11 protein-coding genes, 1 tRNA gene and 1 pseudogene are annotated in these 26,307 nt (G+C 60.1%); 7 read left to right on the top strand and 6 right to left on the bottom strand.

Annotated elements, in window-relative coordinates; all coding sequences use genetic code 11:
• Positions 1-144: 144 nt before the first annotated feature.
• From AC07VY_RS14305 to AC07VY_RS14295, 3 genes and pseudogenes are all read left to right on the top strand, one after another.
• Entirely contained in the window at positions 145-585 is a 441-nt protein-coding gene (locus AC07VY_RS14305) for a MerR family transcriptional regulator (RefSeq protein ID WP_495074378.1), read from the top strand.
• Between the two features lie 26 nt (positions 586-611).
• Positions 612-688: transfer RNA gene (locus tag AC07VY_RS14300), tRNA-Pro, on the top strand.
• A 746-nt stretch (positions 689-1,434) separates the two neighbouring features.
• Positions 1,435-1,671, top strand: a pseudogene (locus AC07VY_RS14295) (transposase); the annotation flags it as partial.
• A 485-nt stretch (positions 1,672-2,156) separates the two neighbouring features.
• On the opposite strand, the gene AC07VY_RS14290 reads toward AC07VY_RS14295, so the two are convergent.
• From AC07VY_RS14290 to AC07VY_RS14265, 6 genes are all read right to left on the bottom strand, one after another.
• A complete protein-coding gene (locus AC07VY_RS14290) occupies positions 2,157-7,631 on the bottom strand; it encodes a hypothetical protein (protein ID WP_495098123.1) in 5,475 nt (1,824 codons plus the stop codon).
• Position 7,632: 1 nt separating this feature from the next.
• Positions 7,633-17,052: a hypothetical protein gene (locus AC07VY_RS14285; protein WP_495119489.1), complete on the bottom strand. Its 9,420-nt coding sequence runs from the start codon at positions 17,050-17,052 to the stop codon at positions 7,633-7,635.
• Between the two features lie 572 nt (positions 17,053-17,624).
• Complete coding sequence (tnpC, locus tag AC07VY_RS14280; protein ID WP_495098125.1) at positions 17,625-19,136, bottom strand: IS66 family transposase; 1,512 nt, start codon at positions 19,134-19,136, stop codon at positions 17,625-17,627.
• A gap of 77 nt (positions 19,137-19,213) precedes the next feature.
• On the bottom strand, positions 19,214-19,549 hold the full coding sequence (gene tnpB / locus AC07VY_RS14275; RefSeq protein ID WP_495098126.1) for an IS66 family insertion sequence element accessory protein TnpB: 336 nt from the start codon (positions 19,547-19,549) through the stop codon (positions 19,214-19,216).
• Complete coding sequence (locus tag AC07VY_RS14270; RefSeq protein WP_495098127.1) at positions 19,546-19,968, bottom strand: transposase; 423 nt, start codon at positions 19,966-19,968, stop codon at positions 19,546-19,548. The genes tnpB and AC07VY_RS14270 overlap by 4 nt, the downstream gene beginning before the upstream one ends.
• A 742-nt stretch (positions 19,969-20,710) precedes the next feature.
• Positions 20,711-21,391 carry a hypothetical protein gene (locus AC07VY_RS14265; RefSeq protein WP_495098128.1) on the bottom strand — a complete coding sequence of 227 codons (681 nt, stop codon included), beginning with the start codon at positions 21,389-21,391 and terminating at the stop codon, positions 20,711-20,713.
• Positions 21,392-22,411: 1,020 nt separating this feature from the next.
• Between AC07VY_RS14265 and AC07VY_RS14260 the strand changes: the two genes are divergently transcribed.
• From AC07VY_RS14260 to AC07VY_RS14245, 4 genes are all read left to right on the top strand, one after another.
• The gene (locus AC07VY_RS14260) at positions 22,412-23,515 is read left to right on the top strand and encodes an SIR2 family NAD-dependent protein deacylase (RefSeq protein WP_495098129.1); all 1,104 of its coding nucleotides are present in this window, start codon (positions 22,412-22,414) and stop codon (positions 23,513-23,515) included.
• Positions 23,512-23,853, top strand: coding sequence for a hypothetical protein (locus AC07VY_RS14255; RefSeq protein WP_495098130.1), 342 nt, complete (start codon positions 23,512-23,514; stop codon positions 23,851-23,853). Before AC07VY_RS14260 ends, AC07VY_RS14255 begins: the two co-directional genes overlap by 4 nt.
• Positions 23,854-24,013: 160 nt before the next feature.
• Positions 24,014-24,583, top strand: coding sequence for a D-alanyl-D-alanine dipeptidase (gene ddpX / locus AC07VY_RS14250; protein ID WP_495074377.1), 570 nt, complete (start codon positions 24,014-24,016; stop codon positions 24,581-24,583).
• Between the two features lie 84 nt (positions 24,584-24,667).
• Positions 24,668-26,269: an ABC transporter substrate-binding protein gene (locus tag AC07VY_RS14245; RefSeq protein ID WP_495098131.1), complete on the top strand. Its 1,602-nt coding sequence runs from the start codon at positions 24,668-24,670 to the stop codon at positions 26,267-26,269.
• The last annotated feature ends 38 nt before the right edge of the window (positions 26,270-26,307 follow it).

Here is a 26,307-nt window from a genome sequence, read left to right as displayed (position 1 = left end):
GTCGTGCCCAGGGCGTGGCTGGTTAGCGCATGTGATATTTGTCACGGCCGGTATCTGACCTGTTGAAAGTTATTTTTCCTTGGCATGAGACTTGGGTTAACCTTGTGGATTGATCCTGCACTCTATCCAATCCTCTTGATTCCCATGGGAAATTTACTTCCTAGCATTCCCGCAAAACGCTACTTCACCATCGGTGAAGTTGGCGAGCTATGCGGTGTCAAGCCGCATGTTTTGCGTTACTGGGAGCAGGAATTCACCCAGTTGCGTCCGATGAAGCGTCGCGGCAATCGGCGCTATTACCAACACCATGAGGTGCTGATGATTCGGCGTATTCGGGACTTGTTGTACGACCAAGGCTTCACCATCAGCGGTGCCCGCAATAAGCTGCAGGAGTGGGCTAGTGGCGACCGCGACAAATTGCGCGAGTATGTGCCGGCGCTGGATGCCCTGGATGAAACCGAATCGTCGTTTGAGCGATTGGAAGACGTGGTTGCTTTGGAGGGAGATGATCTCGTGTCGCATCATCTGCTGTCTGTGCGTCAAGAATTGTTCGAAATTCGTGACCTGCTTTCAGAAGTGCTCTGAATTCGGGCTATAATTCAAGGCTTGATCGGTGTGTGGCGCAGCCTGGTAGCGCACTTGCATGGGGTGCAAGGGGTCGAAGGTTCGAATCCTTTCACACCGACCAATAAAATCATAGGGTTACAGATTTCGGTCTGTAACCCTTTCTTTTTTCTGTCGTTCGTGTCCGGCAAGTGTCCGGATTGTCGGCAACTCGATCATGTTTGTGATTGAGGGGGCTGTGTTGCGGCCGATAGAGTTTTGACCACCTGGAGTCGTTCCTGCCGACGGGAGATTGACCAGCCCTTGCATGGCTAATGTCTTACCTAGTGCGCGTTTCCCGTCGCCCTCGCTAGTCAATCCCAATCTGGCACACTTGGTAAACCAGACGTTGGTGCTAACAGGCCACGCATACAGCGTTCATTCGCCGACCTTATCCAACCGGCAAGGCGGCAATCCGGGCGCCTCCCTTCGATGAACCGGATGACCGCTACTAAGCATTGATTCCGGGCAGATTGATGACCAGATTGGACCGAGTGATGTACCTTACCTCGGAATTCTGACTGCCCACGTTCAGCCTGACGCGGTCGCCGGCAGGGACGGCTTTGCAGCGTCAGGAGACGGTCGCGGCCGACAGGCCTGCTCACGGTTGGCATTGGTAAGCTGACATTCGGGCTGACCTCCGCTGCAGGTTTGAACGGCCGCTGAGCGAAGCACAGCTAACAAAGGATCGCGGTTGGACGGGGGCACTGCTTGAACGACTGCTTCCCCGCTGTGCGAACTCACAGTGCCGACCGAGGCTGTGTGAAAACACGCTGGTGCTTTGGCACCTGGCCCATAGTTTGCGTGAGCATGACCATGTGGAGGTCATGTATGCCCAGATTCATCGAGGGACAGGACAGGCAGCAAGTCACATTGTTGCCAGAGTGCTTGGATGACTACATCGCCGATGACAACCGGTTCGGGTTGTGTCGATGCGTTGTTGGTGAATTGAAGCTGAGCACACTCGGCTTCGACAGCGTCATTCCTGCAGGCACAGGTCGCCCGTCTTATCACCCTGCGGTCCCGCTCAAGATCTACATCTACGGGTACCTCAATCGCATCCAGTCCGGCAGCCCCAAAGCAGTCCTACCATTCATGGCCTTTGGCTAAATTCAGTGCGCAGTACTTGACACCTAAGGACGCTGCCGCAAAATGGAAGTGCTTTGAAGATCGCAATGAGAAGGAGAAAGCTTTGGCGACCATAACTAACTTCGTTTGCACGCGTCCAAACGAGGGCGGAGGTCCTCCTGCAAACTACTCGTGTACCTTGCAACTGACCGACGATGCCATTCTGGGATCTTCTGGCACTTGGAAGCTAGGCGGGCCCTCGCCGACAAAGATCTTTGTGTCTCAGTCTGGCAAGTGGGCACAAACGGCGGGGCAGGTTACGCTGGATTCGATAAGCGGCGCCATCGGCGAGCGAGTGATCATGCAGAACCCAGACGCAGCCACCGGCGTTCTGAAGGGAAACGGTCTGGTCGGGGGATACATCGTAAATTGGACTAAGACGTAGCCGACAGCGCGCGTCAACTGGGGGTCAACGCGGGTGTGACTCATTTCTTGGCCCGCGGCGCTGGCCGCCTCAGCGGCAGGCGCACTGCGAATCGCGGGCCGCTTTCCGCGTGGTCACAGGCGTTGAGCTCGCCAGCTGCCACCGCAGCAGAGACCGGCTCGTTCGCGTACGTCGCTGGTAGGTAGGCTTCGCGCTCCTCGATGTAAACATAGTGAGTCACATCGACCAATCCCTCACTTGCCCTATCAGCCTCGTCAACATCTATCTGTCGGGTCCACTTCCATCGAGTACCTTGGTACGCTGCATCAGTTCGAACGTTGCTCTCGTAGGCCACGGCGTCGACTTTCATCAACGGCCCCACGCGTCTGCAAAGCAGTCCAGCGGCGTTCTTGTACTCGGTGACCAAGCGTGCCGTCATACGTGTACCGACGGAACGGTCGCCGCCATCGGTCGAACTGGCGTCCACAGGGCCAAGGCCTTCGACCGTTAACCAGGTGCTCTTCTCCTTGCCTTGGTCCTCGGTGATTAACCAAGCGCTTCGCTCCGGCAGCAGCTGTACCCACTGTACGGTTGGGAACGAGACCTGAAGTTCTCTTGGGGCGTGTCTCTGATAGCGCACTAGTCCAAGCCGTACGAACGGCTGGGCCTCGAACGCATGGTCAAGCGAGATATCCACATACCATTCCTCCGTCTCGACGTCGAACAGAGGTTCGTAGGTCACAAGCGACACTGCCAACGTGACGGGTGGATTCGTCAGTGAATCTTCCGCGCCGTGTGGCGCGATAGCGTCCCTGCGTACCGGCATAAGCGCCTCAGGCACCAATTCGACGTTGAAGCGCGCGCCAGACTGCGTCGAGGCGTCCAAGTCTTTGAATGCCGACGGATCGAGGAAGCCAGGTAGGTTCGGATCGCGCTGTGCACGACTGTCAACCAGCCGCGTCGGGTCGCTGCCCCAGCGCGTGACGAACTTACCGCCTGGCCCCAGATCCTCGTCGACAAACTCGGGTAGCGGGGCTTGGCGCGGGCGCGGCGCCGATTTCCCATCCAGTCGGATCGTGGCGACGGCATCCAGGGATCCCGGCGGCCACACGACAACCCCTAGTCGCTCGCCCTCGCCAGACGAGAACCAGCCACGGCCGAGCGGGATCCGGACTACTGTCTTGCGATGGACTTCGGTTCCCAGGTCAGTCCATTCGAAGGCGGGAATTGGCGTCTTCGTCACGGGCTCGGACGGGCGAATACCCGAGTCCAGCCAGATCTCCTCCGCAGCAAGGTCAGTCGGGTCCTTCGGGGTGCGAGGATCCTCTCCGGGAGTCAACCATTGGCCGAATCGGGCCGTTCCGCTGGCGCTGCGCATCAACTCTTCATGGCGCGTGCGCGGAATCATGCGCACCCGCAGCCGGCGTGCCTTTCGGTCAGGGAAGATGTACCGCGATTCGACCCGTCCCCAGGCTGCGCACGACAAGCCGGCCGTCAGGTTTTCCAGGCTGAGGCGCCAAAGGCCGTCCGGGTAGGCCGCCGGTAGGCTTCGTGTTGGCTGCTGCAGGTCTTCGACCTGCAGCAAAGTAATCTCGCGCATCGGGAGTCTGACTTTGCCATCAGTGCAGACATCAAAGCCGAACACGGCCTCGGTAGGTAAGTCCTTATGCCCAGACTTCGGCCAGGTGCCATTGCGCCGGTCGCGTGAGCTGCGTCCGCGACGCGGATCGTCAAAAGCCGAAATGGTCGGGCAAGTGCACAGCGCGCGAAACTCGATGGCGCCGATACTCACCAGGTCGGCGCGTACGTCTCCGGTGAGGAAGTACTCTAAGCTTCCAGACGTGACCTTTTCGCCGTCTCCACCGGGAGTCGTGCCGTTGCCAGAGGCGTTGCCTGTAGACGCGCCCGATGCAGTGGAAGCGGCCGGTGCCACGCCTGGTGCCGCGGTTGGTGCCGGTGCGGACGCGGCGACGGCCGGTTCAAGTCCTGTAGAGTTCTTTAGCTCGGTCTCTGGTGCCTGCGCCTGCAACGTTCGTCGTGCTCCCAATTTGCGTACGGAGTCGTTTGGCTCGAAGCTGGGAGGCCGCATCGGCTGCGCGCTTACGTGCGTGACGCGGAGCGTCTGTACGGCCGCAATCTCATCGATGGGCCGCATGCAGAGTGTTTTGAAAAGAGCGATGGCGATGGCATTGCGAGTTTCACGGCCGGGCGCGGCTAAGCCGCCGATGCCGTCGTTGAACGGCAGCATCTGCAGTTTGTCTGACGGTGGCCAACAGCCGCAGGCTTCCAGGTTCTGCAACACTGTGTCCACCATCGGTTGAGGCAGCATCGTCTTGAGCCCGTCTATCAGACTTGGCTGTGTCGCAGGAGCAAGCGATTTCGCGCGCAGCAGCGCCATCACAGCGATACCTTCGATGGCGGCAAACAATTCCTGCAGGTCGTCTGCATCTGGGATGCACCATACGTCAACGTCGAAGTCTTCCCCGGGTGCGAGTCGCACCAACACCTCGATCCCGTCCTTGGCGTGACTGCTTGAGCCGGGTAGCTCTCTCAGCACTTGCTCCATTGTCGGAATCGCGCTTTGTGGGCGCGGCAACATTTCTTGGACGACTCGCAGCACCAATGGTTTGCACTCGGGATAGTTTTGTATGGATCTACGGATGGCGACAGTTTTCGCGGGTCCTTCAAGGTACCTGTTGGTACCGGCATGCCGAACGGCTATCACCCATAAGCCGGCCGCCGGATCGGGGAAGTAGGGGCGCGACCGTGGCTTGGTCTGCTCAATGTAGACCGCATCGCCGCGTGCTTCTCGGTCGAACGAGATTGTTCTCTCGCCGTAGAAGGTCTCTCCGTTGATGCCCTCGACCGACTTCGCGGTGATGCACGGAAATCCACCCTTTTCCGCATCGAAGCGCATGTGGGGCAGTGCATCTTTTGGCTGCATCATCCCGTCAAACACGCCGTGCATGGCCGCGAAGTGCATCTCGACCGAGGGCGGCACGAAGATGCGGCGAGTTTCGTTGGGTTGCGCGTAATCCGATACTGATCTGTCGGGATCGCTGCGCACGATGGCATGGGCGGAGCGCTCATAGCCCATCTTCTTTGACGCCTTTTTGGCGATCTCCTCGTGCATCAGCAAGAAGGGCGCCGAGACGCGCTCATGGCGCAGAAAGCGGCGCGCGCCAGAGGTCTTGCCGTCATCGCCGCGGGATGGCAAGACCAGCGGGTTCGTACAGTTGCTCGTGGCAGTGGGCGTGAATCTGCATGGTGAACTGGCCTCATATAGTTTCTTCGCATGCTGTGCCGGCAGCGAAATGCCGCCAGCGTAGACCGCACGAAGGCCGACCCGGTAGGGCCAGCCAAAGCGAAGAGGTGGCGGCAGCCGGTCGCTCTTATCGTCGGGCGCGGGAAGGCTGATCACTTCGCCAGCGCCGACTTCAGCGTCGCATTCCTTGTCTTTCTGCTCCGCCGCGCACAGCGCTGCCATTGGCTCCCCGGTCCACACCGCGATCACTTCTTCGACGTAAGCATCCTTGGAATTCCTTTCGTCTGGCGGTGGGTCAATGGAATCGATCAAACGCGCCGGAAGGCTCAACTGAGCGTCGTCGAGCGTGCGCTGCCATGTCGAAATGTGTTCTTTCGACCCGCCCATCAGCAGCGGCACCTTCTTTGCAACCTTATTCGCGTCCTTGTGGCTGTTGCCGTGCTGGACGTTGCGCCCCATCAAACTCCGCCAAGCAAATTCGCCAGGCCTGCCAGCCACGGTGGGGACGCCAACATCTATCCGGTAGCCGACCAGCAGGTCGTTGGAGTCGAGCAAGATGTAATTTCTCTTCTCGTCGCCATGCACCGTACGCGCCGCAAACTGTTGCAGCGATTGCTCGGCGCGGCCGCGGTCCAGCAATACAAGGCCAGCTGTCGAATGTGTCTTACGTGCCCAGTGGGACGGCTTGCTCGCTAGCAGCGGCTCGACGTCTTTGCCGGACGGCTTCCATTGGGAGGGCTCTTTGCCTTCACTTTTGGCTTGTTCCTCGGCGCGGAGGCGCGAGTTCGGCGGCGTAGTCGGCGCCACGCCGATCCGATCAAGTGCGCCGTTCGTGGCGCGCGGCACGTCCAGACTGGTCAGCACAAAACGATTGAGGTGGGTCTTGTTGATCGTTTCGAGTTCCTGGCCGAGAACCACGACCCCCTCGTACTGCGAGGTTTGCGGGTGCAGTGACTTGCCATCAGCCCAATGCAACTCCAGTCGGCTGGCCGGCATGAAGTGCATCTCACCTGCAGGGCGGTAGCGCGCCAGCGTGTAGACGGGCTTCGACCGGTCGCCTTCGTTAGCGCCGATCAACAGGTGCACCACAGTGGACGGGTCCTTGGACGGGTCGCCTGGCTCGTCTTTCAGTCCGAGCAGTTTGTTCAGTTCCTTCGGATCGATTTCCAGATCCACCGTTAGCCCGAAAAGCCGCGACAGGGCCGGCGAGCCCTGGATCGCGAAGTAGCGCTGGGCGACGCTATTCGTCAGTTCGGATTCTGTGTCAGTGACCTCGTCCTGCTTCTCGACTCGGTTGGCTTCACTGTGCGAGCCTGCCGCACCGGCGATCTCTGGGGTGAATGTTTCGCGGCCCGCGGCGATTACGGACGACTCGATCAGCCATGGAGCCTGTGCCGGCTTGGGATCTGGGTCGGGCTGACAATCGTAAAGATTCAACATACCTTTCATTGCAGCTTTGAAACTCTTTTGAGCCTGTGCGCGAAGCGTGGAATCGACCTTGGTCGGAGCCGTCTGATCGCTCGAGGTGTCAAAGTTGCTGGCCTCTAGAACTTTTTTCTCTAGCTTCAACTGGCATGCTTCTTCTTCTGCGTGACAAGAGGCGTAGTCGCCCTGGGCCCAGCGGGCGGTGGCGCAGATCTCCATCGAACGTTGGCTTTCCAATAGCAGCGCGAGGTCGCTCTGGCGCGACGGCACGATGGTCTGTAGGTTCACGGGGTCCGATGGCTTTGGCTGGGTCGGTGGTGTCGCTGCCGGCGCTGTGGCAGGTGCGGCACCTTGTACTTGCGGCGGCTTGGTAAGACCGCTTCCAGCACGCAAACCCTTTCCCTCGTTGGATGCCTTGAGCAGATCGTCGAGCGTTTTCCAGACTTCGGCTGGATTGTCAGTAATGCCGGGATGGTCCAGAGCATCCGGCGGCACCCATCCCTTTCGCACAAGGCTGCTGGTCCAAAGCTTGTCAAGCCACTCGAGCGGCTCGTCGAGACTCCAGGCGTTGTTGAAGGAAGAAGCCAGAGCCGAACACGTCCGGTCGCTTCCTTTCGTCAATTCCTCATGGGAAGGGACGCGGCATTCCGTGCCGGAAATCCACACCTTGAATACCCGCAGCTTCGTTTGGCCACGATGTACGCGCCAGATCTCGAGCATCTGGCTCGGTAGATTCGCGAGTTCGTCGGGTTTGGACACTACCGGCGACAGCATCAGCGTTGCGCGCAGTTTGCCTGTCTCTGTGATACCGGAAGGAATGACTTTGTAGATGCCCTGGCTTGCCATGTCAGTAAACCTCCTTCAGCCTCTGTACCTTCTTTGCAAGGTCCCTATCGAAGTAGTTCGAATATGTCGACCAGCTTTCGGTCTGGCACTTGGTCGCGACTCGCCGCTTTCCCTTTGAAGTCGGCATACTGACTCCTCCATTTGCAGGCTTGCGCACGGCAGCTTTGGCGCCGGCAGCGAACATCATCGCAAGTGGATGTGTCGCGACATCGCTGACCACGTCGCCCGAGCTCCAATTGCCTTCGAGTGAGGCGAGCCGGACGGGCGGCGTTTCCTCCTGTAACCGGCTGGCATCGCCGCTGACCTTCCTATCCGCCTGCTTCTTCTGCGCCTTGTCTTCGCTGCTGCCGTCGAGTGACAGTGCCACGTTGACGGCGACCTTGTAGTCGTAGTCAACGATGCCCATCGAGAACGAGAAGGTGTAGGTGGCCGTGCCTTTCATCTGGCTGCCTTCCTGCTTCGCGTTGACATATAGCGACGCCCCGAAGTTGAAGATCCAGATGGATGCTGTGCCGCCTACGTAGAAGGTCGCGAAGATCTCGGTGTGGTCGTAGCGACTGCGGATGTACGCGCCGACCATCAAACGGCCCTGCCCGCTCAGCGGGCCATAGGCGAAAGCACCTGCGCCACCGTATTCAAACGAGACTTCGAAGCCGACGATGCCCTTTGTGTCCGCCTCCAGCGCGAAGAATCCGCTTCCGCCATAGGGTGCAATCGCGATCGTGAAGGGCGAATCGCGCCGCGAAAGCGAAGCTACGAAGGTCGCGCCGCGGTTGTCGAAGGGCAGCCGAGCTGCGGCATTGAGCGAGACGTTGAAGATTGCGAGGTTGCCGACGGTAAAGGCGCCGAGGTCTAGCCGGTAGCCGGCCTCGACTCCGATGCCGCTGTCAAGCGGCTGCAAGTAGAAGCCGCTTCCCGCCTTGGAACCGAAGAACGGCGTGAGTTGACTCAGGTACTTCAGCTGCTCGCCGATCGTGAAGCCTTCGTACTGAAGGTCGCATTCGGGCGAGCCGCCGCGCGAGGTGAAGCGCACGCCTTTGAAGTGCAGCGTGACGGCATCGAAGCTGCCGAGCAGCCTGATGTCGAAGGCGCCCAGCTCGCCGATCGACAGAAAGGTCGGCGCGTTCGCCTGCAGCAGGTCGACGCGGGCGCGTGTCCGCACGGTGAGCACGCAGCCGTCCTTCGGACAGAACACGCCGGCAGTGGCTGCCTGGGCCTGGTCCGACATCGTGGTCGAGAAGTCGTAAGACATTGTCACGGCAGAGGGGATGAGCAGCTTGATGCGTTCCTCGATCTCCTCGCGGATCGCGCCAAAATTGATCAACGCCACCAGCCGGGCGCGGAGTTCTTCCAGCGAGAGCCGCTTCAGCTGCTCAACGATTCGCAAGGGTGTGGCTTGGCCGTTTCGCCAGCCGGTCACCAAGTAGTTCATGAAGTTGAACGCGCGCAGTTTCTCCGAGTGCTGAAGCGTGCTCAGCTTGACTTTGAGCAGATGTTCAAGCGACTGCGTGTCCCAATGCAGCTGGTCCTTGTCGGGCACGCTTGCGTCCGTTTGGGAATCGTCGGGCTGTTTGCCGGTCACGAAGATGACGTTCTTGTCGACGCCGACGAGCATCGCCCCCATAAGCAGTTGCCCGGCCGTCGTGCCCGCAGCCTCGAGTACGTTCTTGCGTTGGACCTCCAGTTCCACATAGGACTTCTTCAGGAGTTCAAGCAGCGGAGTGAAAACGGTTGTCAGTTCGTCGGCAGCGGCCTCGACCGGCCCGACGAAACTGGCCGCCCAGTCCATCGCCTTGTCGACGAGCGCCCGTTGCAGCATGAGCACCGCCTGGATACCGGTTTGCTGCGCGGCGTCAATCGGATCCCGCAGAGCGGGAAGCAGCTTGGACGGGTCGTCGATCCATTCGGTGGTGTTCGCCACGAGTGCCCGCGTGGCGGATATGCGCTCGCCATACTCGTCCAGAAGCACCAGCCAGGGTTGCAGGAAGTTCTTCAGCCCCTCTTTCTTGACAAATTCTGATGCCTGGGTTTGCATCGTTCCGTTGAGGTCGCGAAACCACTGGATGATTGAGCCAATGGCCTCCCGCACAGGCTTCGTGAGCGCATCGCGAGCCTGTTTTTGGGAGATGGCGATCAGGTCTTCCCGCAACTTCTTGAGTGCCAGGACTGCCGAGTCACCGAGCCTTTCCAAGTCGCGAAGTGCCGAGTCGATCCGTTGCATCGACACCTGCAGGTTCTGTGTGTCGAAAAGTTCGGTTTGCAGGGTGAGAAGCTGGACGCCCATCGCCGCACGGTGGAGGTCCACTTGCGCGGCGAGGGCGGTGGTTCCCAGCTGAGCCAGCTGCTCGCGCACCGGCTTGAATGGGGGATCCTTCAGCTTTGAACTGTGTATTTCGTCGTGGGCCTTCTTGGCGACGGCCTGAAGCAATTCGACCACGGACTTGCCGCCGCCCGAAACCGGCCATTTGTCGAGGGCGTTTTTCTTTCTCAGATCAGGGAGGGGCGGCGGCGGAAAAACCAGTTCGGTATTGACGACGCCGGCCAACACCTTTACCGAGCCGCCCCTGATCGGTTCGAGAACGCCAGCAAGAAACTCTCCCGCCTCGACTTCCAGCTGGGGAAGCTCCGGCAGCCGTGGCCCGATCTGCGCGCTCAGGTAGTCGAGCAGGACTTGCGACACCTGAGCGAGCAAGGATTCGGGGTTCCCGGAGATGGTCCGCACGGTGGTGTACAGGCGCAGCAGCGTGGCCAGGTTCGCCACCGCTCGCCGATATTCCGAGCGCGCGATGAGATCCGTGGAAGACCATTCGGCCAGTGCTGCGGCCGTGTGCGCTTGCGCCGCGACCATGGTCGTTGTGAAGTCCTTCAGCGCCTTGTCGGCCGAGCTGCCTGATTCCGATTTGATGGCAGCGATCTGAGGCTGCACTTTGTTGACGGCGACGTCGAGCACCTTCACCATGGACAGCACGAGGTCTTCTGCCAGCGGGATCGGCGTCTTGCGGGCCTCCGGTGCACGGTTGATGGTGCCCTCCAGCGCCTTGATTATGTCGGACCTTGCATCCGTGAGCACCTTTTGCACGTCTTCGACGCGAGCGAGAGCATCGGTTGCTTTCTTGTCCAACGCATGTCTGAGCGCGTTCAGCTTGTCTTGGAGCTTTTGAAGTCGTGCGAATGCACCATCCAGCAGGCGTTTTTCGAACTCGGGCAGGTACTTGTCAACCGCCTCCTTGAGCTTCTGCGGATCCAGCTCCGTCGCCTTGAAATCGAAGCGTTTGATCTGCTCGTTGAATCCCTCGAGCTTCTTCTTCACTGCCACCTGCAGCTGGTCAAGAGGATTGGCGGCGACGCGCCCGCAGGCGTCCATCAGCCGACGGCCGCATTCGTAGATGCCGGATAGCGCCGCGAGAACGGCGGCGTCATCGGTGGTAGCTGACGTCGCCGACAAGACGTTTTTCAGGTCCTGCAGTGCGCTGTTTACGTCCGGAAAGACGTCGCCCATTCCGTTGAACAGGCCCCCGGATCTTTCGTTGACGCTCCTGCCGGCCTCGTCCCACTGTCGGCCGAGCTCGAGGATCAGTTCGTGCAGCGGCGCGATCACGTTGGTGCGCAGGCTGTCAGCCGCGCCTTCCGCGCCGCTCATTCCGTATTCGACGACTTCGCGCAGTAGCGGAAGCTCGGCAGCGGCGTTCTTGACGTCGAGGAATTCCACGAGGTCGCTAACCGATACGAGGCCGAGAATCTTCGTCTTCAGGGCGTCGTTTCCGCTGAAGAACTTGTCGAAGGCCTTCTTGGCATTCTTGGCATTCTTGCCGTCGGGTGTCTCACTGTTTGTTCCGAATGCCCTTTGCGGTGCGGGCGCCGGCGCCGGCGTCAGCGGGAAACCGCTTTCCTTATCGACGACTGTGTCTATGGCTCCGGCTTTGTCGAGTCGGCCGGTTCCTGTCATCGGGCCGCGCTCGCGCGACAGTGCAATCACTTCGCCTGCCGGTCGCATCACGCCGCCGCTGCGGTTGCCGTTGCTTCCCATGTCCATCGTTACCTTGTTGACGATGTCCATGTAGATCCCCAGTTGGTCGGTCTCCTGGGTGCGCTTGTCACGTTCGAATCCGTTCCGTACATACCAGCCCTCGAATTGCGCGACAGCGGCTTGCGGACTTCCGCCGGTCAGGCGTTCGACCTGGTCGATGCGGATGCGCGCGGTGTGGATCGCTGGATAGAACGGCGGCTGGTCGGCGCCTTCCAGCAAGGGGTCGTCGAACTGGTGGACAGGGCCTTCGTACTTGTTGATCACGAGGTCCTTGTCCAAGGGGCGAGGCATGTTGGTGACACCCACGCCGCCGGTGGCTTTGAGCGTCCACGACAGCGTTTTGTGAGAGGTACTGCCCGGCTTGATCTCGTCGCAGTAACGCAGCGACTGGCCGTGCAGGTCGAGGGTGCGCAGGTGCTTCTGCAGATTGAGCGATTGAAGATCGACCTGGTTGTTTGAAGTAACGTCGGGGGACGGCAGTGCGTTGTAGTCTTGGACGAGGCGGTCCATCAGGTCCGGGCGGTTGACAGCGACGTTATCGACGAAGATCAGCTTGGCCTTGGTCGCCGCGCCTTGGATCTGCACGTCGAAGACGACTTCGGCTCCGGCGATCCGCGCTGTGCGTGGCCAGAACACCAGGCCTGCTTCGTTGGCGTAGAGCCGGCCGCCCGGAGAAACCATCATTTCGCCCGGCGACGCCGCCTGTGGCAGCGTGGTGTCATCCGTGGGGTCGACGATGTCCGGCGTAGTACGTGTGAGCATGCGCGCCACGTCGGCGGGAAACATGCGGCCGCCGTTGGGTTGGCCGTAGGCGGGGAACACTTTCTCAGGCCGCGCGATGCGAATGAACATACGTTGCCGTAGGTAGCAGCGCAAGGGTGCGTGCAAATCCGGGTCCTTCGAACCCATCTTGGCGGGCGCCAGGAAGATGCGCTCCGTCTGCTTTACCAGCGAAGCGCGGTGACCGATCGGGAACAGGTAGCCCTTGTAGACCACCTCGGCGAACACGTCGCGTCCCAGCACCGTCCAGTGCTGCCAGCGTTCGACCGACATCGAGTCGAACAAGGGGCCGTGGACGATATGACGCGCCGCGGCCGGCGGCACGAAGTCGCTGTCGTGGCGCAGTGTTCCGCCGAGTGCCGTCAGCGCTAGTTCCTGGATCTTCAGCGCGCGCGGCCGGTAGATCGCGGTACCGGCCTCCGCGTCGAGCAAATGCCACTCCTCGGGCAACTCGACCTGGCTAGAGAATCGTAGCGCCTGCAGCTGGCCGGTCTTCTCGCGCCGGCCGCGCACCGGCAGCCCCCAGGCCGAACTGAGCAGCACGATCTCGTGCCGGTCGTAGGCGTCCAGCGTCGAGCGTAAGACGGCGTGATCAGCGTAACCCTTGCGCTCGATTTGCCGGGAGCACAAGTAGTCGACCAAAGGGTGCAGTCTGGGGAGCGGCTCGGAGGCAGCGCTTGCCGCCGATTTGGGCGCCGAAGCCGCAGAGGCCGTGGTGGCAATAGCCAAGGCTGCGGAGGCTGCTGCCGCTGCAGAAGCCTCAATGGCCGCGGAAGACCCTTCACAGATCTTGTCTTCGGACTTGTCCTCACCGTCCGACACGGACGTCGTTGCCTTGAAGAGATCCTCGATCTTGCTCGTGTTGGAATCACTTTCCTCGAAGCCGAGTGTCCACGGGGCCCGTGGCCCGCGGGGCGGCGCCGCGCCCGCAGGTGTGTGCAGCGCGACGGTGTTCGGCGCCGTGCGCTGGTAGCCGAACAACCTGCGGTCTAGGCCGAAGCGTACGAACTCGGGCCGCATGTCGGGAGACGCCACGGCCCGCACCAGCGGATTGGCGCCGTCCACATCGAGGTTCGCCGTCCACAACGGAACCGGCCAATCCGGTGATGAAAAGGCCCACTGAAGATTGTTACGCCGCGTGCGCCATTGGCCCTTCTGCGAAGGGGACAAGATCAGGCGCGCGGGAATCTCGATGGCGGTCTGAAGATCGTCGGGGATGACCGACAGCGATGCCTCGACGTCGGTCAGGCGCTCCTGCAGCGTGCGTAGCTTCTTGCCCCAGTCACTGGGACGTCCAGGCCGCTGCAGTCCCTTTGGTTCCTGACCGCTGCGGATGCCCAGCGCCGTGAGCATCGCCACGTCGGCGCTGGCGGAATCGTCTTCGCTATGGCCTTCTTCGTTCACTTCGCGGCGGATCAGCACGCCACCTTCGTCGAATGCTGTGGCCTCCCGCGCGCGTGGGGTGACGGCGAGGTCGTAGTGCGCCCAGTCCGTCAGTGCATCGAAGCCAAAGGGCAGTCGCGTGCCCGGCGCTTCACCCTGCGCGAGAAAGTGCGCGTCGCCGTCTTCCACGTCCATGCGCGGGCGGCTGCCGCAATCGACGTGGAAGGCGAGTCGGGACGTGCCCGACAGGCGTGCGCGCATGACCGGGTCGGGAGCTTCCGCGTTCTGAATGAGTTTGACATAGGCCGTCTTGGCGTCCTCCTCCCGGTTTTCCACTGAAGGCTCGCTCATGAAGCTGAGGTCAGTTCGATTCTTGGGGCTGAAGTACTCCAGGTCGTCAGGCAGCAGGGGTTTGGTGCCGTGGTGCTCCAGAATCCACCCTGCGTAGAAGTCGCGGAAATTGGCGTAGTCCTGCATAGCGCTGCTGGTGGCTTGCTCCAACATGCGTGCATGGTCGCGAGGAGAGACCGGCCATTCGGGAGTGGACTTGAAAGGGTTCATCTTCGCCAGCACAGTCCTCAAGAAGTCGACTAGCTTGGAACTGAGCTCCTCTGTCGTGGGGGGCGCGCCGTTCAACAACTCGATGAATCTTTCCGCCCTTTCCAGGGAAGTCTTGAGCAGTCCCTTGACGAGTTTGTTGCGGAACTCATGGTTGGCTTCACGGCCTTTCGCCATCAGCGCCGGCGGTAATTCGTCGGGCCCTATATAGATGTTGTAGGCTGGCGAGAAGGAGTCTATTTGCTCGATTGGGCCGCGTCGCTCAGGGAGTGGAGGCAAAGAACCGTTGCGAATTGCGGCGTCGCAAACCTCTTTGAACTTTTCGGCAAAAGTCTTGAAGGAATCGTCCTGTTTCCCCTTTAGGCGCGTGTACTCCTCGCGCACGGCCTCGTGATCCTTGGCCAAATCTAGAGTTTCGAGCTCGCGCAGCAGTTCGGGTAAATGGATACTGAACGTCTTTTCGCCGCTGCTAACTTTGACAGTGAATGTGGGAGATTCCTGCTTGATCACTACATCGGGCAATGGCGCCTCGCTCGGCTGAAAAATCGCCTCTTCGAACACATGCTGTGGCGGGAATTCGACGACCAGAACCGGCCGCGTATCGAGCACGATCGGTTCGCCGTTTCTCGAAGGTTCGATCCGTTGTCGGACGCGGCAGCTCGCGCGGCGATCGGCGATCCAGGCCTTGCCATCGGCGACCTCCAGATGCAGGCCGGCAAACATGAAGGCAAGGCGCGCCAGGCTTGTCGGGCGTGCGACGTCGATGCGTGCGCGGGTCAGGTCGATGTTCGCCAACGGCAGCTCACGCAGAGCGACGGGATCGCCAAGCCACAGGTAGCTGTCGGACACGAGCAAGTCGTTGCGTGCTTTAGCGGCATCGCGGTCGTAGACCGCCCGCAACCCGGTGGGCGCAAAATTGAACTCGCTGAACTCGCAGCCCTCGGGCGCGAGGTCGCTTCGCAGCAACAGCAGCGGCACGTCGAGCGAGGACAGCGCGTCTGCATAACCGGAACTGCTCAAGGTCATCAACGGTCGGTGTGTGCGGGCGCTGGCCGTCTGCGGATCGATGACGGAACCGTCGCTGTACGCACCCTTGACGCTCAACTTGCCGATGCGGGTGTCGATCTCCCAGTTCGTCGTGCTGAGGTGGCCAGCGAAACGCAGCGTCGGTGTGTTCTCACCCTTCGACGTGAATCCTCTCTGCAAGACGCCGTCGGTGATGAGGATTGGCCCGAACTTACCGGCGTCTGTCGAGACCGTCACACACCAACTAGCGCGGATGCTGGACACGCCGGTCGGGTGCGTAACCACGGGGGGCTTCAGCGACCAGTCGCGCCGCAGGAAGCGCCACTGGGGTGGCCGTTGAACCGCCTCGCTGTCGGCAGGATCGCCGGCGACGGCTGTCCAGTCGGCCTTTGGCATTGGCGCGACGCATTCAGGCCATGTGCGAGCCGGCGGTACGCGTGCAGGTTCGGATGCCGACGGAGCGCCGGTGGGTGGCGTTGCAGGTGCTGGTTTGTTTCCCTCCTTCTGTTGCGCATTCGCCGGCTTGTCCTTATCGTTCTTCTTCAACTTGGTCGGCATGGCCGTCAATACGGCTCGCGGTGTCGGCTTGGTGGTGCCCAGCAGCAGATTGCCTTGGCTGACCTCGCCCCACGCCAGGAAGACGGGATCCTTTTCCGGACGACCGGTGGGCGTCGGCTTGGCTGACTGCTGCGCCTTGTCCTTCTTCTGTTCATCGGCATCCTTCGATGGCGGGCGCGATGCTGCGTCACCTTCGAGCGAAGCAGGATCGGGGTCACACCAGGCCATGCGCAATCCCTTGGGCAGCGAGAGCGCGCCGTCGGCCAGGCGGAATGGCGAGGGCTTCTGGGAATTCCTTTCCGCGGGAAGGATGCTCCATACTCCGTTGGTCGCCAGTTGCAGCCGCACCGGCTCCTTCACCTGTAAGTCGTCGCCGAAGATTTGTTGGAGCGCGGTCTTGGCGTTGACCCCTTCTAGTTCGAGAGCGGACCCTTCCGGTAAGTCGGGTTCAACTTCGAACACCTTCCTTGCGGGGCTGCTTGCGATTGCATCAGCCGCGTCGCACAGGTTGCTGAAAGCGATCAGCTTGCTCGCTTTACTGCCACCCCACATGTCCGTGGAAAGTTCCACGCTCCACTTTTTCGGATCCGAGTTCCGGTGGATGAACTTAAAAAGAAGGGTGCGACCGGCGAGTTTTCCGAATCTGACGCTGGTCACCTCCAGCGAGTAGACGACGTCGGGATCCTTGTTGTCGACTTTGTCCAGTCTCAAGCGGAACTTGGCGTCGGGTCCGAATGCTTTGCGGATCAGCCGCCAGGACCTAGATTTTTCCGGCGACGCTAAGATTGTCTGGGAAGGCTTAGGAGACTGTGCGCAAGCCTTGTTGCCCAGTTCGTGGGGCTGCTCGCCGATCTCGAGTTCTGGGTACCAGGTGATGGTCAGGCCGTTCGCGTCTTCCTCGATGCGCAACGTGGACTCACACTTGCGGGAGCTTAGCAATGCCGCAGATGTCGCTGTCGACCCTAGAAGCAGCGGCAAGGCGGGTGATGCCATACCCGCTCCGATGAAATTTCTTCGGGTGAGCGGTAGCGCACTACGACTGTCTCCCACCGGCGTGAAGGAATCCTCCAACTCCTGAAGTTCGCTCATGTCGCGCCGCCTCCCTTGCAGCAGTGGCAATCTCCAACACCTAGCTCGAAGCGCAGGGCCGAATCTTCTTGGTGCGTTTGATTCGGTCGATACAAGCCCCCTTCCGCTCGTATCGCTCAGATCCTCGACTCATCTCCGCTCTGCCGTCCCACGCACAAACCTCAAGATGCAGCGGCACTACGATGTTCGGAATGGCCTTCGATCGCCAGTGCAACGGTGGCTCCACCTTCAGCCTGCCAAAACCGACCAGTGCTGATCCGTGCAGCCTCAGTCAACTGGAAACTTGTATTCGGTTCGCCTCATCCCCAAGACTGATGACACGTCTATCGCAATACACCTCGAAGCCCCTATCAGCGCTAGCGTTCTAGATGAGGTTTCCCCTAGGTGCGAAGTTGCGGGATCTTGATCCTCCGCAACACGATCTTCTCTTAGATTTAGCTCGACCGTCAAGTGCTGAGCGAAGGAGAGCGAATGACTACGTCTGCATATGTCCGCGTTGCCTGTGTCTGCGTCCTGGGCCTTTGCGCGTAAGCGCGCGGCAAACCCATCTTGACCAGATGCTGCGGTCGCTGCTATGTCTGCGGCTGCCAGCGATGCTGCAGCAGCTCATGTATCAAGCTGGCCCGTTGGGTTGGTAGCCGTGTCAGCACATCTTTAAGGTAAGCGTACGGGTCATGCCCATTGAGCCGAGCACTTTGAATCAGGCTCATCACAGCGGCACCGCGTTGGCCGGCCCGTAACGAACCGGCGAACAGCCAGTTGTTACGCCCGATGGCTATCGGTCGGATTTGGTTCTCGATGTGGTTGTTGTCGACGGGCAAGTGCCCGTCATCCACAAAGCGGGTCAACGCCTGCCAACGCCGCAGGCTGTAGTCCAAGGCTTTGGCGGTGGCGGTGCCATCCGTGACCTTCTGCCTGGTTTGCATCAACCACGCATGCAACGCATCAAGCAGCGGTTTTGAGCGTTCCTGGCGTGCCCGTTGACACTCGTCGGCGCTGCAGGCTTTGAGCCCTCGCTCTATCTCATAGATCTGCGCAATTTGCTCCAATGCCCGTTGCGCTACCGGGCTTTTGTGCACGGTGTGCAAGTCAAAGAATTTGCGCCGGGCATGGGCCAGGCAACCGACTTCGGTGACGCCCTGCACCATGAGCTGTTTGTAGCCACTGAAGTCGTCACACACAAGGCTGCCACGCCAAGTGCCCAAGAAGACTTTGGCGTTTTCTCCGGCACGTGATGCGCAGAAGTCATAGACGACCGCTTTGGTATCTTCAAACGCGCCGGCGGCGTATGCCCACAGGTAGGCGCGGTGGGTCTTGCCGTGTCCTGGTTGGAGCATCTGCACCGGCGTCTCATCGGCGTGCACCACACGGTGCGTCAGGATGTCTGCTTTCAAGGCGTCGACCAGCGGCTGAAGCTGCACCCCACAACTGCCCACCCAGGCCCCCAGTGTGGAGCGCGGGATGGTCAACCCGGCACGGCCAAAGATGACCTCCTGGCGGTACAGCGGCAAGTGGTCGGCGAACTTGGCCACCAGCACCTGAGCCAACAATCCAGTGGTCGGGATGCCTTTGTCGATGACGTGTGCCGCCACGGGCGCCTGCACCAGAGTCTCACACTGGCTACACGCCCATTTGCCACGCACGTGGCGCTCAACACTGAAGACACCCGGCTGGTAGTCCAGCTTCTCGGCCACGTCCTCCCCAATGCGTTGCATCTGGCAACCGCAACGGCAGGTGGTCGAATCTGGCTCGTGGCGGATGTCGATGCGTGGCAAGTTGGCGGGCAAGGGTTGGCGCTTCGGCTGGTCTTTGACGCGCGCCGGGATAGGTTCGGTGTTGAGCTCGGCCATCTCGTCATGAACAGCCTGCGTGTCCTCATCCAGCGTTTCTTCCAGCAGGCTTCGTTGCTCGGCACTGAAGCGCTCGGACTGCGCCGCAAACTTCAGTCGTTTGAGCAGCGCGTTCTCATGCGTGAGCTTGTCGATGGTGGCTTGTTTGAAGGAGACCGTTTGGCGTAGCGACTGCACCATCTCACGCAGTTCTTCTGCGTTCAGATGGGAGAGCGTGTCGGTGGCAACGTCCATAGGGCAGAGTTTGCCAAACCACGCTCTGCCCAGCTATCGGCACATCTCCCGATTGATGGCCAATGCCACGTCACGCGTCAGATGAGAGTGATGACACCGGCCTCACCGACACGCTGCCACGGCAGGCCCAGCACAAGGGCGTCGAGTTGCTCACGCTGCAGGCGTTGCTGCGCCGTGCCGCTTGGTGAGGGCCAATGGAAGCGACCTTGGTGCAGTCGGCGTGCGGCCAGCCAGATGCCCATGCCGTCGTGCACCAACACCTTCAGACGCGTGCCGCGCTTGTTGGCAAACAGGTAGGCCGTATGAGGGTGTGCCGCACCAAACACCGCCACCACCCGCGCCAGAGCCGTCTCGGTGCCGGCGCGCATGTCCATGGGGGTGATGGCCAGCCACACGGCGTCGATGCGAATCACTTGAGCACCGCCGCCGCCCATTGCGCAAAGTGCGCAATGGGCGCAAAATCGGCCGCTGCGTTCATGGGCCAGGTGACGGTCATCGACAGCGACCCCTTGCGTAGTTCGACCTTGAGCTCAGTCGCACCGGCCTCGGGTGTGACGTTGGGCAGGCGTAACGCCACGAACGCTGGCATGGAGGTTGATGGGGCCGGTGTGCTGGGCTGTTGTGAGGCGATGGGCAGGTGGCGGCCTGAGCGTGCATGCTCTTTGAGCCAGCGGTGCAGCACGTTGGCATTCATGCCATGGCTGCTGGCCAGGGCCGCGATGGAAGTTCCAGGCTCCAGGCAAGCGGCAACCAGTTCTGCCTTGAAGGCTGGGGTGTAGGTCCGGTGGGTACGCCGAGCGGTGTATCTCGCAATGTCTGAGTCTTTGAGCATGGTGTGCACGATAGGTTGCGTGCACACGATGTTGCGAGACGGAGAGCGTCACTTCAAGATGGGTTCACCGGCCGCTTACCTTTGCGCAGCTTCCGTGCAGGCTGATGCAGCCGGTGACGCCAAGCGCCGAGCCGCACTGTCGGACAAGGGGAAAGTGCTCGTCAAGAACACCAAGAATCATTGCCACGCTTTTCGCGACCTTGTTTCGTTCGCCATAGTGCAGACGAAGGCGACTGGCGAGGCCCTTGAAGACTTGAAGTTCGTTCTTGTGGGTGAATCGCTAACGAAGCGAGGGAGTGGTCCGTACTAGATTGGCAATACGCCTGGTGCTCGAGGTGACAGCGGGTTCAAGGATGAGCTCCGAGATGGGTCGCCGCAGGTTGCGCATGCAATGGCAGCAATCTACATTGGAAAGCTCTTCCCGCCCCCGGCGCCGGAAGCAGCCGCTGCTCTCACCGAGTTTGGGGGCAAGAATGTGAATATACCTGATGTTCTTCTTTGGAGTCTCGGCGGTGACGCAGGTCAGCGAGTGAGCGACCGGGAGCTAGACAAACTTCCAAAGGTCATCGAGCGCACCATGTGCGCATGAGGCCGCAGCACATTAGCATTCACACATCTGCTGCGAGTCGGGATTGATCGCCCCTCCTTGCTCGGCTCCTACCCTCAGCCAACGTCGCACTCTCGCGCAGTCAATCGTCTCGCTGGCTGACCTTTGAGGTATGGTCGCACCGTGATCGACTGCCTACCTGACTCTGGTCGCGTCAGTTGGATCGCACTTCCAGAGATTCTCGAATGGCCCTTGTATCACGCTTAATTGGGATTTACCGTCTACCCAAACGCTGTGTGACGGAAACCCACTGGCCGTCAAACTAATCTTTGTCGAGGGCATTCCGCCCTGGCAGACCACCTCACCTGCCACTTCATGCCAGATGTAACTGCAACTGCGAGGGCGTACAGCAGTAAACGCGGCGATGCTGGAGTTGTGCGGACGACCTCGGATGCGATAGCTGAACGCAACTTTGCCGTCGGTCAGTATGTGTGCAACCTTGCGTTCGACCTCGCCAACGCTCTCTAGCGGGCCTTCTTTGCCGAAGGCCGCGTCAACAGGCTTAAAGGTGGCGCTTTTAACCTTGTTTGACTCGCAGGTCACCTCTCCGGTAAGTTGGCTCCATAGGCGAAATTGACCGCTTGCCTTCTCTCCGTCCGAAGGCTTTTCAGAAAATAGCTTGTCAGTTGCCAGCATAAACAGATAGGCGTCGGTTCGGGTCTGTCCAAGACCGTCGAATCCGAGCGCCTTCTTCGTTGCCTCTGACGGAGGTTGGTCGTTCGGCTCTCCCGGCCCGGCCATGTGGGCAATGAAGGACTTCACTTGAACTTTGACCTCCTTCCCAGTCCCTTCAACTGGCAAGAGTAGGAGGCCCAAAGCGATCAGTCCGGTGAACGAGGAAGTGTTGACACCAACCATTTGTGAACCCCCAATACTGTTGCCACACCGTACACCCCAGCGACATCCTGCGCAGAGGTACCTGATCATGCCATTTCGGTTCGCGCTGAGCAACCACTTCACGACGACTTAGGGATCCGTTCACGGAGACGACCTTGGCGATGGAGATGAACGACGGACGCCTATTCCCGATGGCGTCTGGTGCCGAGCACGTCCTCAGTACGGGTAGTCCTGAGTAGCGTCCGCTGCCTGCACTGCGGCATGGGACAGAAGAAGCGTGTGTCCCATGGTGCAGCAGTACGTTCGTTTCAACGGACTGCGCCATACAAGACGTGTGGGTGCACCTTAGGTGCAAGCCCATTTTATTTGCTCACAGGGGAGAGGTGCCTGTCGGTAGTCAACTGGCCGCCCCAAAGGTCAGCTTAACAATCCCCTGAACTACAACAACGGGTCGGCAGTTCCAGTTCGCGACTTTTAGATGCGGTCATTGGGAAACGCAAAGCATGGCGACTTGATCGCCGTCAGTCAATGTCAGGTTCCAGCGTGGACCTGACTTACGCCAGTTGAAACCATCAATGTCAGCTTCGGGTTGGCGACGACGTTCGGTGTCGAATCTCATGCGACTGCAACCAGCCTGCAGCGGCCGTCGGCAGGGGCAGATTTGCAGCGGTAGCTGTCCGTGGCTCAATGCTTGGTGATTTCCCGGTATTGAATATTAAACAGTCGTTCGTGCTGGGCACCGCATTTTTAAGACGGTGCGCCGTATAAAGCGCCGGCACGACTCCCTCAGAGGAATCGCGTGCAAAATGGGATTACTAGAAAATTTAGAGGGGGAGCCCGCTTGAACACCTTCCACAATCCGGATCGCTTTATGTCTGACCTCCGACAGATACTGTCTCAGGGGCGTAAGCGCGTTGGTCTGCTGGTAGGCGCTGGGGCACCGATGTCGCTTCGAGTGAACGATGCCGGCACATTGGTTTCAGAGGGGGGCACTCATTGATGCCTGGTGTCGAGGCGCTCACCACTCAAGCGATTGAAGGTTTGGCCGGTCAGCAGAAGGCGGCTGCCGATGCAATTCGCGCGGAACTCGGTGCCGCCGCAAATATCGAGTCAATCCTCACACGCATCCGACTTCTGCAACAGGCGCTCGGACCAGCCCAGGTCCATGGACTGGACTCGGAAGGCTACAAAGCACTAGGTGCGGAAGTGTGCAAGAGGATTGGTGATGTGGTTGGCGCACCTTTGCCCAAGGAGCGAAACGCGTACACAGAATTGGTCTCTTGGGTCAGTGGAACGCTTCGGACGCACGCCGTTGAGATTTTCACGACCAATTACGACCTGTTGTTCGAAGAGGCCTTCGAACGATCCCGGGCTTCGTATTTTGATGGGTTCACCGGGGGGCATCTACCCTTCTTTGATCCCGTTAGTGTCGCCAGCGACGATCTGCCGCCGAGGTGGTCTCGGCTATGGAAGTTGCATGGTTCATTAGGCTGGGCATTAGAAGGCAACTCGGTTGTTCGCGGACGCGGGCGGGCAGCCTTTGAACTCGTCTACCCCGACCACCTGAAGTATGAGCTGACCCAGAAGCAACCTTACTCTGCATTGTTCGAGCGGCTACGCCAGTTTCTTCTTACCCCAGACAGCATTTTGCTTACCTCTGGCTTCTCGTTCCGCGACGCACACATTTGCGCCGTTTTGGACGAAGCGCTTGCTATGAATGCAAATGCGTCGGTGATGGCTTTCCAGTACATGCCACTGGCATCTGAAGAGCCCGCCTGCAAGTTAGCATACGAACGCCCCAATCTTTCTGTGTATGCGTCCGATGGTGCGGTTATTGGCGGCGTCAAGGGAGCATGGCGTCCCGGGGATCCCCCAAAGAACTGGGAGGACATCCGCGCGACCTTCTGGGGACAACGGTGGCCAGGGGAGCCGAACAAGTTCCTGCTTGGCGACTTTGCGCTGCTCACCCGCTTCTGCGCCCTTGCTCAAGCAACCGACATGAGTGCACAAGCGACACCCGAGGTCGCCGTCGCAGCCCTGGGAGGAGGTGTCCCCGCTGCCGTCGCTGTTGCCGTAGCGAATGCCGGCGAGGCGAAAGCGTGAGTGCCAAGGATCCGACCTTCCTTGGGTTGGTGACATCGGTTTCGGGTCCTACCGTGACTGTGTCGCTTGCGGAGTCCCTCGCTTCGGGCATCGCCATGATTGGCGGGCACATGTACCGCGTTGCTCAGGTCGGGGGCTTCGTGCGGATAGGGAACAGGGAACGCAGTGGCTGCGTCTCGTTGGAGCATCAGGAACGTTGGGTGGTTGCTGACGCCGTCGAATGGCTTGATGTCCTGGTAGTCTTCGACCAGCAGGACGCGGCATTGCAAGCTGCCGTTGTCGATCGAGAAGCGCCTGAAGCCGGCACTCGATTCGGTTGTGAATACGGATCCGGGTAGGAAGAAGCCCAGCCGATCTGGATATCGGGTGAGTGGTTCATAACTTGTTTAATGTTGCATGCCTGAATTTGCTATGAAAGAAGTAGCTATTCGTGCAGGCGCAATATGCGCCAGTGCCTTGTTTTCTATAAACTGGCGACTTTGCTGAACACGCGTTTGCATGCCCATGCCCCATCCACTTGTACCGGTCCGCACTGAAACCCACGGGGTGGTGATCGAGCTGGCCTACGCCAGCCATAACAACATCGCTGGCCGGCCGATTTATGACTTCCCCCATTGCCTGCTGCACCGTGATGCCGAGCGCTGCCTGCGCCAGGCGGTAGACCTGGCAGCGCAGGCTGGCTACCGGTTGAAGATTTTTGATGCCTTTCGCCCGCATGAGGCGCAGGTATTGCTGTGGGAGTCCGCCCCCGACCAGGCCTACGTGGCCGACCCACAGATCGGCTCCAACCACACACGCGGCACGGCCATCGATCTGACGCTGGTGGATGCCCAAGGCCGCGAGCTGGACATGGGTACGGGCTTTGACGATATGACTGTGCAGTCCCACCATTTCAGCGAACAGGTTTCACCCGAAGCGCAGGCGAACCGCATGTTGTTGCTGAAGATCATGCGAGATGCCGGCTTTGAGCACATAGACCACGAGTGGTGGCACTATGCGCTACCCGACCATTACGCCTTGATTGACAGCGCGGCACTCGGCGATATGAGTCCGATGCGCAAGCGTTAGCACGCTTCTTGCTCGGGTTGATGTAGCGTTTGCACCATGGATGTGGTTTGTTTGGCAGCTTGTTTTAAATCGGAGAAACGACTGATGCGACTTTCAATACCTCTTCTGTCCCGCCGCGCCCTGGTCGCGTTGGCCGCCTCCGCAGTTGTCGCCGGGACGGCCATGGCCGCTACGCCCAAAGACACCCTGGTGGTAGCGTTTGCCTTCGACGACATCATCACCATGGACCCGGCGGAGCTGTTTGAGATTTCCGCCAGCGAAGTTGCCAACAACATCTATGACCGTCTGGTGCGCCTGGACCTGAGCGACCCGTCCAAGCTGGTGTCTGATATCGCCAAGTCGTGGACCATTTCTGCGGATGGCAAAACCTTCAGTTTTGAGCTTAAACCGGGGCTGAAGTTCGCCTCTGGCAACCCCTTGACGGCCGAGGACGTGGCCTTTTCCTTCCAGCGTGCGGTCATCCTGGACAAGGGGCCGGCCTTTATCCTGGGGCAGTTTGGCTTCAACAAAGGCAACGTCAAGGACAAGATCAAGGCCACCGGTCCGCTCACGCTGACGCTGGAGGTTGACAAGGCCTATGCACCTTCGTTCGTGTTGAACTGTCTGACCGCCGACGTGGCTTCCGTGGTCGATAAAAAGCTGGTGCTGGCCAACGAGGTGTCTGGCGACATGGGCTACGCCTGGCTCAAGACCCACTACGCCGGCTCCGGTCCGCTCAAGCTGCGCGAATGGCGTGCCAATGAAGTGGTGGCGCTGGAGCGCAACGACAACTACTACGGCCCCAAGTCGCCGATGGCCCGTGTGCTGTACCGCCATATCAAGGAGTCTTCGACCCAGCGCCTGCTGCTGGAAAAGGGAGACGTGGACATGGCGCGCAATCTGTCGCCGCAAGACATTGCCGCCGTGGCTAGCAACAAGGACATCAAGAGCACCTCGTCTCCCAAGGGTACGGTGTACTACATCAGCCTGAACCAGAAGAACCCCAACCTGGCCAAGCCTGAGGTGCGCGAGGCCCTGAAATGGCTGGTGGACTATGCAGCGATTGGCGATACCGTCATCAAGAACATCGGTGTCGTCGACCAGAACTTCATGCCCGTCGGCCTGCTGGGCGCCGCCAAGGACATGCCTTACAAGCTGGACGTGGACAAAGCCAAGGCTCTGCTGGCCAAAGCCGGCTTACCCAATGGCTTCAAGGTCAGTATCGATATGCGCACCGTGCAGCCTGTGCAAGGCATTACCGAAGCCTTCCAGCAAACGGCCAAGCGTGCCGGTATTGACGTCGAAATCATCCCCGGCGACGGCAAGCAGGTGCTGACCAAATACCGTGCCCGCAGCCACGATATGTATATCGGCCAGTGGGGTGCCGACTACTGGGACCCGCACAGCAACGCTACCTTTGTGCAAAACCCCGACAACAGCGACGACGCCAAGTCCAAGACCCTGGCCTGGCGAAACGCCTGGGAGGTGCCCGCACTCGACAAGATGGCAGATGCCGCCGTGTTGGAGCGTGACACTGGCAAGCGCAAGAAAATGTACGAAGACATGCAGGCTGAGTTCCGCAAGACCAGCCCCTTCATCATGTTGTACCAGCAGGTCGAGGTGGCGAACGTGCGCAGCAATGTGCAGGGCTTCAAGCTGGGGCCGACGTTCGGCACGAACTACATGTTTACCGTTGGCAAGCGCTAGCCGGTTTGCGCGCGCCTCAACAAGTGTCCGCTGGTGCG

It is taken from the genome of Rhodoferax sp. GW821-FHT02C08, assembly GCF_059421805.1.
Note: the sequence above shows the minus strand (reverse complement) of the source record. Positions and strands in the feature narration are given on the sequence as shown.